This window comes from Rhodopila globiformis (genome assembly GCF_002937115.1).
GTDB classification, from domain to species: Bacteria; Pseudomonadota; Alphaproteobacteria; order Acetobacterales; family Acetobacteraceae; genus Rhodopila; species Rhodopila globiformis.
The window spans coordinates 1-6,298 of record NZ_NHRY01000225.1 but is presented as its reverse complement, the minus strand read 5'-3'; the positions used below and the strand labels follow the sequence as shown (position 1 = coordinate 6,298).

Annotated in this window: 6 protein-coding genes and 1 pseudogene; 6 read left to right on the top strand and 1 reads right to left on the bottom strand. The window is 68.7% G+C overall.

The genetic code is table 11. The annotated features are described in order from the left end of the window. The coding region (locus tag CCS01_RS21610; RefSeq protein ID WP_146101497.1) for a transposase at positions 1 to 176 on the top strand (176 nt) is incomplete at its 5' end. A gap of 9 nt (positions 177 to 185) precedes the next feature. Here CCS01_RS21610 and CCS01_RS34440 read toward each other — a convergent pair. Further along, a pseudogene (locus CCS01_RS34440) lies at positions 186 to 424 on the bottom strand (recombinase family protein). Positions 425 to 818: 394 nt separating this feature from the next. Between CCS01_RS34440 and CCS01_RS21600 the strand changes: the two are divergent. The 5 genes from CCS01_RS21600 to CCS01_RS21580 all read left to right on the top strand — a co-directional run bounded on the left by CCS01_RS21600 (position 819) and on the right by CCS01_RS21580 (position 6,129). Next, entirely contained in the window at positions 819 to 1,619 is an 801-nt protein-coding gene (locus tag CCS01_RS21600; RefSeq protein ID WP_104520839.1) for a peptidoglycan-binding domain-containing protein, read from the top strand. Between the two features lie 232 nt (positions 1,620 to 1,851). Continuing rightward, the gene (locus CCS01_RS21595) at positions 1,852 to 3,177 is read left to right on the top strand and encodes a dihydroorotase (RefSeq protein WP_104520838.1); all 1,326 of its coding nucleotides are present in this window, start codon (positions 1,852 to 1,854) and stop codon (positions 3,175 to 3,177) included. Between the two features lie 652 nt (positions 3,178 to 3,829). Continuing rightward, the gene (locus tag CCS01_RS21590) at positions 3,830 to 4,066 is read left to right on the top strand and encodes a DUF1127 domain-containing protein (RefSeq protein ID WP_104520837.1); all 237 of its coding nucleotides are present in this window, start codon (positions 3,830 to 3,832) and stop codon (positions 4,064 to 4,066) included. 96 nt (positions 4,067 to 4,162) lie between these two features. Next, complete coding sequence (locus CCS01_RS21585; protein ID WP_104520836.1) at positions 4,163 to 5,236, top strand: amidohydrolase family protein; 1,074 nt, start codon at positions 4,163 to 4,165, stop codon at positions 5,234 to 5,236. Next, on the top strand, positions 5,236 to 6,129 hold the full coding sequence (locus CCS01_RS21580; RefSeq protein WP_104520835.1) for an NAD(P)-dependent oxidoreductase: 894 nt from the start codon (positions 5,236 to 5,238) through the stop codon (positions 6,127 to 6,129). Before CCS01_RS21585 ends, CCS01_RS21580 begins: the two co-directional genes overlap by 1 nt. Positions 6,130 to 6,298: the final 169 nt, after the last annotated feature.

Below are 6,298 nucleotides of genomic sequence, written 5' to 3'. Positions count from 1 at the left end.
CCAATCGCCGCTCGCCGCGGACCTACGACCGCGACCTCTACAAGGCGCGCCATCTGATCGAAAATTTCTTCGCCAGGCTCAAGCAGTTCCGTGCCATCGCAACCCGCTATGACAAGACTGCCCGCAACTTCCTCGCCGCGGTCCACCTCGCCGCCGCCGTCGTTTGGCTTAATTGACGACACGCCCTAGATCTCGCGTTCCCACGTCGCCACGCCAGCAAGGATGGTCAGCATCAGCTTCGATGTGGGGTTGCGGGTATCCGGGCGTTCCCCGCCCATGCTCAGGACGATCAAGCCAATCCCGCGCTTTTCCAACAGTCCGCATGAATGGTCAGCAATTCAGCCGTGCTACGGGCCAAACGATTGGGTTTGCAGACGATCAACACGTCGCCTTCGCGAAGGAAGGCAAGATAGGTTGCCAGCACGTCACGCTTGGCAACGGAGGAAACCTGTTCCGAGAACACCTTTTCCGCTCCGGCGCCATGGCCACGACCATGCCGTCAACCCGCTCATACCGGCCGCGCGGCTGCGCCTCGGCCCAGCTTCGGTAGTCAGCGCGTGACATGGGGCGGTCAGGCCCCGGGTTGGGGGCGGCGTCGGCCATCGGGTGCTCCGTGACTGCCCGGCAATGATAGGAAACGCGCGGCGCGGGTTCAACCGGCATGGCGGGTCCATCGACCGGGTGCCTGGCCACGCCGTCAAACGGACCCTCATAGGACAATCTTGGATTGTAACTTTATGTGTCAATATACGCTTGCCGCGCATCCAAACCGCATATAATGTTCCTTATTAGGACATATTCCGGGAAAGATCCGTCGCATGCCCACGCACCGTCCTGCAATCGAACGCCTCGTTCTCGCCATATCGGCCTCCGCGGCACTGGCGGGCTGCGCCATGACGCCGATGGGCCCGACCGTCCAAGTGATGCCCGGGCCGGGCAAGAGCTTCGATCAGTTCCAGGCCGACAACGCCATGTGCAAGGCCTTCGCGGCCGATCAGGTCCGGGGCCAGGCTGACGCCGCCAACCAGCGCGCGGTCGGCGCCGCGTTGCTGACCACCGCGCTGGGCGCGGGCGTGGGCGCCGCCGGCGGCGCCCTGGGGGGCAATGCAGGCCTCGGCGCGGGGTTGGGCGCGGGCGTCGGCAGCGTGGCGGGCGCGGCCATCGGCGCGAACACCAGCCAGAACGGCCAGATGGGCATCCAGGGGCAGTACGACGCCGCCTTCTCGCAGTGCATGTACGCCAAGGGCAACCAGGTGCCCGGCTTCGCGCCGCTGGCCGTTGCCATGCCGGCACCGGTGGCGGCAGCGCCGCCGGACCCGACGGTGCGCGCGACGCAGGCCGAGCTGATCCGCCTCGGCTACCTGCGCGGCGCGGCCGACGGCTACAGCGGACCGAAGACCCGCGGCGCCATTTCGGCCTATGAGTCGGCCAGTGGCCTGCCGGTGGACGGCGTCGCGTCACAGCGGTTGCTGGCTGCGCTGCAGGCGACGCCGGGCAGCGCGGGACCCGCGACCTCGGCGCGGGCGGCGGCTAACTGGGGCGCGCCCATGGATGGGCCTGCGGGCACCGCCAAGGGAGTGCCCCCCTCGTCCGCCGGCTGGGTCGCCCCGACCCGGTAACAAGCTGGCCGCCATCGCCCGGGAAACGGGCCTGCGATCCCGGTGACGCTCACGACCCGGCATGGTTCCCGCATCGGCGCCGGGATGCCCAACGCAACCGTGGGACGCGCCGAACCGGATGGGGCGGAACGCCACACGGCGCCGCCCCCCCGCGCCCCCGCATCCGTGATGAACCGTGACCCCGCCGCCCGGACGATGGTAAGAAGCGGCCAACCGACACAAAGGACCGCTCATGCCCGCCCATTACGACCTGCTGATCCGCAACGGCACCTGCGTGTTGCCCTGGGGCCTGGAGGCGACCGACATCGGCGTGCGTGACGGCCGCATCGTCGCCCTGGGTGTCGGCCCGGACGCCACCGCCGAGAAGACCCTGGACGCCACCGGCCTGCACGTGCTGCCCGGGCTGATCGATCCGCACGTCCACCTGCGCGACCCCGGCAACAAGGCGGTCGAGAGCATCCCCACCGGCACGAAAGCCGCCGTGCTGGGCGGCCTGACCGCGGTGTTCGACATGCCGAACACCAACCCCTCGATCACCGATGCCGAGCGGCTGGCCTGGAAGCAGGGCTATGCCGAGGACGTCGCCTGGTGCGACATGGGCCTGTACATCGGCGGCACCAAGACCAACATCAACGCCCTGGCCGACCTGGAACTCGGCCGCGGCGTCTGCGCCATCAAGATCTTCGCCGGCAGCTCCACCGGCGACCTGATGGTGGAGGATGACGAGCACATCGAAATGGTCATGCGCGCCGGCCGCCGCCGCATCGCCTTCCACAGCGAGGACGAATACCGCCTGCAGGACCGCAAGCCGATGTTCAGGTCGGGCGATCCGTATTCCAACCACATGGTCTGGCGCGACGAGGAATGCGCCTTCCTGGGCACCCGCCGGCTGATGGCGCTGGCGCGGAAGACCGGGCGGCCGGCGCATATCCTGCACGTCTCCACCTGGCAGGAGCTGGACTACCTGAAGGACTTCCGCGACGTCGCCACGTGCGAGGTGCTGCTGAACCACCTGACCCAGGTCGCCCCCGACTGCTACGACCGCCTGGAGGGCTTCGGCGTGATGAACCCGCCGATCCGCGGCGAAGAACATCGTGAAGCGGCCTGGAAGGCGATCAACGACGGCACCGTGGACACCGTCGGCTCCGACCACGCGCCGCATCCACGGGACAAGAAGCTGCTGCCCTGGCCGGAGTGTCCCGCCGGGCTGACCGGCATCCAGACCCTGGTACCGATCATGCTGGACCACGTGAACGCCGGGCGGCTGTCGCTGATGCGGATGGCGGACCTGATGAGCGCCGGGCCGGCGCGGGTCTATGGCATCGTCGGCAAAGGGCGACTGGCCGCCGGCTACGACGCCGACTTCACCCTGGTCGACATGAAGCGGCAGCGGCGGATCGAAGAATCGTGGATCGTCTCGCCCTGCGGCTGGTCGCCGTTCGCCGGCATGCCGGTCACCGGCTGGCCGGTGGCGACGATCATCCGCGGCAACGTCGTCATGCGCGAGGACGAAGTGCTGGGCGAGCCAATCGGTCGGCTGGTGAAGTTCCAGGGGTAGCGCGGCGGCGTCCGCCGTCCGGCTGGAACGCTGTAATAATGGCCGCGCATATCCGGCGCCGCCCCCCCCCCGCCACCGGGCGAGGGGCGCCATTTGGCTGCCTTAACCCGGCCGGGCAGATGCAACGCTCTGCTCTTGCCGGTGACTGTCATGACGGTGGTCTCCGCCCCATGGGCGTAAAATAGCAGGCCGGCGGCACGATGGTTGCCACCGCGTCATGGCCCGGCTTGTCCGCCATCAGTTCAAGCACGTGTACCGCGGCAGGTGGCGCGGACGGACCGGGCCATGACGCGGTGGCAACAGACAGCCTCATTTCAATGCCAACGAGTCTCAGCCCGGCACCTCGCACAGCGGCGCCGGTCCGCCCCCGCCTTGCCGCATCAGGCCTTGAAATTCGGGATAACGCTGCCCCGACGCGCCGCGTCACATGCCGATCCACCGCCCCGTCCCGTTGCTGCCCCGCGCCCGTGCCTCTCCCCCTCGTTGTCCCCGCCGCGCTACGCCCCGTTGCCAAACCACAAGTCACAGCCGTTTGAAAATCTGTTTCGCTTGACACCATCTACGCCCGCCACCTTATGCTGCACTGCACAATGAGAGGAACGTCCTTCGTCCGACCGCCGGCCCACGCCGGCACAACCGAAGGAGCGTGACAATGAACCTGACCCACACCATCCGCCTGCCCGGCCGCGGCCCGCACCCGACAAAAGCGGCGCGGCACATCCCGCTGCCCGCCGGCTTCGCCCGCGTCGCCGCCGCCTGGAGCCGGCGCCGCAGGCTGGTGCAGGACCGCCGGACCCTGGAAGGCTTCAGCGATCGCCTGCTCGGCGACATCGGCCTCAGCCGCTGCGATATTCCCGCCGCGCTGGTCGGCACCGTCCGCCGCGACTGAGCCCCCGCCACAGCGCCAGCGGGCGCCGCCACGTTGACGATTCCGCCCGGCCGCCCGCATGCTGCCACCAACAAGGCAGCAGCGGGAGGACCGGACATGCCGGCAGTCGGCGACGCCAAGCGCGAATACCCAGGCCTGATCGACCGCAAGGACGCAGCCCTGAAAGCATGGCTGGAAAAGCGCCCGCGCGAAGCGGCGCTGGAGCCGGACCTGCCCATCATCGATCCGCACCATCATTTCTGGGACACGCCGCAGCGCGGCCACTACTTCCTGCCGGAACTGCTCGCCGACATCGGCGGCGGCCATAACATCGTCTCGACCGTCTTCCTGGAATGCCAGGCGATGTACCGCAAGCACGGCCCCGCCGAGATGGCGCCGGTGGGCGAGGTGGAATTCGTCAACGGCATCGCCGCCATGAGCGCCTCGGGCAACTACGGCCCGTGCCGCGTCGCCGAGGGCATCGTCGGGTATGCCGATCTGCGCATCGGCGCCCGGGTGCGGGATGTCCTGGAGGCCGAGATCGCCGTCGCCGGCGGACGCTTCCGCGGCATCCGCCAGGGGGTCGCCTGGGACGAGCATGACTCGATCAGCCGCCACGCCTCCCGCAAGGTGCCGCTGCACCTCGTGCGTGACAAAACCTTCCGCGAGGGCTTCGCGCAGCTTGCCAAACTGGGGCTGAGCTTCGAGTCCTGGCAGTATCATCCGCAACTATCCGATGCCGTCGACCTCACCCGGGCGTTCCCCGACACCACCATCATCCTCGATCATGTCGGCGGCGTGCTCGGCGTCGGCCCGTATGCCGGCCGGCGGCAGGAGATTTTGCAAAGCTGGGCGAAGGACATCCGCGCCATGGCGGAATGCCCGAACGTCGCCGTCAAGCTCGGCGGCCTCGGCATGACGTCGTTCGGCTTCGACTTCCATGAACGCGACGTTCCGCCGTCGTCCGAGGAGCTGGCTGCGGCGTGGCGCCCGTACATCGAGACCTGCATCGAGGCGTTCGGCGTCAACCGCTGCATGTTCGAAAGCAATTTCCCGCCCGACAAGCAGTCCTGCGGCTACACCGAGCTGTGGAACGCCTTCAAGCGCATCACCGCCAACGCCTCGGCGGCCGAGAAGACCGCGCTGTACAGCGGCACCGCCGCCCGGGTGTACCGGCTGACGGCACCCTGATGGAGGCGGGATTCCTCGGCACCGGCAACATGGGCCTGCCGATGGCGACCCGGTTGCTGGACGGCGGCCACCGGCTGACGGTGTACGACATCCGCGAGGCGGCGATGCAGCCGCTGCTGGAGCGGCAGGCCCGCCGCGCCTTCTCGCCGCGCGACCTCGCGGACCAGTGCGAGATCGTCTTCGTCTCGCTGCCCACCCTGGCGGCGTTCCGCTCGGTGGTGTCCGGGCCCGATGGGCTGGCGGCCGGCAAGGCGATCCGGCTGCTGGTCAACACCTGCACCGTCGGCGTGCCGTTCCTCACCGAGATCGCCCAGGCGATGGCGGCGCAGGGCATCGCCGTCGTCGATTGCCCGATCTCCGGCGGGCCGCCCGGCGCGCGTGCCGGCACGCTGTCGGTGATGGTCTCGGGCGATCCTGAGGCGGTGGCGCGGCTGCGGCCGATGATCGACCTGTGGGGCCGCACCGTCACCATCGCCGGCGACAAGCCAGGCGCGGCGCAGGTTCTGAAGCTGACCAACAACATCCTCTCCGCCGTGGCGCTGGCGGCCACCGCCGAGGCGTTCGTGATGGGCGCCAAGGGCGGCCTGGACCCCGAGGTGATGCTGGCCGCGATCAACGCCGGCAGCGGGCGGAACAGCGCGACGGAGTCGAAGTTCCCGCTGTCGGTGCTGACCCGCAGCTTCGACTACGGCGCCGAGATGCATATCCTGATGAAGGACATCGACCTGGCGATCGCGCAGGGCGAGGATCTGGGCGTGCCGATGTGGGTCTGCCAGGCGGCGCGGCTGGTCTTCAAGCACGCGATGCACCAGGGCGCCGCGCAGGAGGACCTGACGGCAATCGTCAAGTACATCGAACGCGGCGCCGGCTTCGAGATCCCGAAGACGCGCTGACGGCGCCAAGTCCGTTGCCTCACCGTCATGGCCGGGCGTGTCCCTACGCAATGCACACATCCTGGAAACGAGTCGGAAATGACCGTAAAATCAAGTGCTTGCCTGGGCGCCAAGAGCGTTCCCCCATCGTCATGGCCCGGCTTGTCCGGGCCACCTGTCGCGGCACACG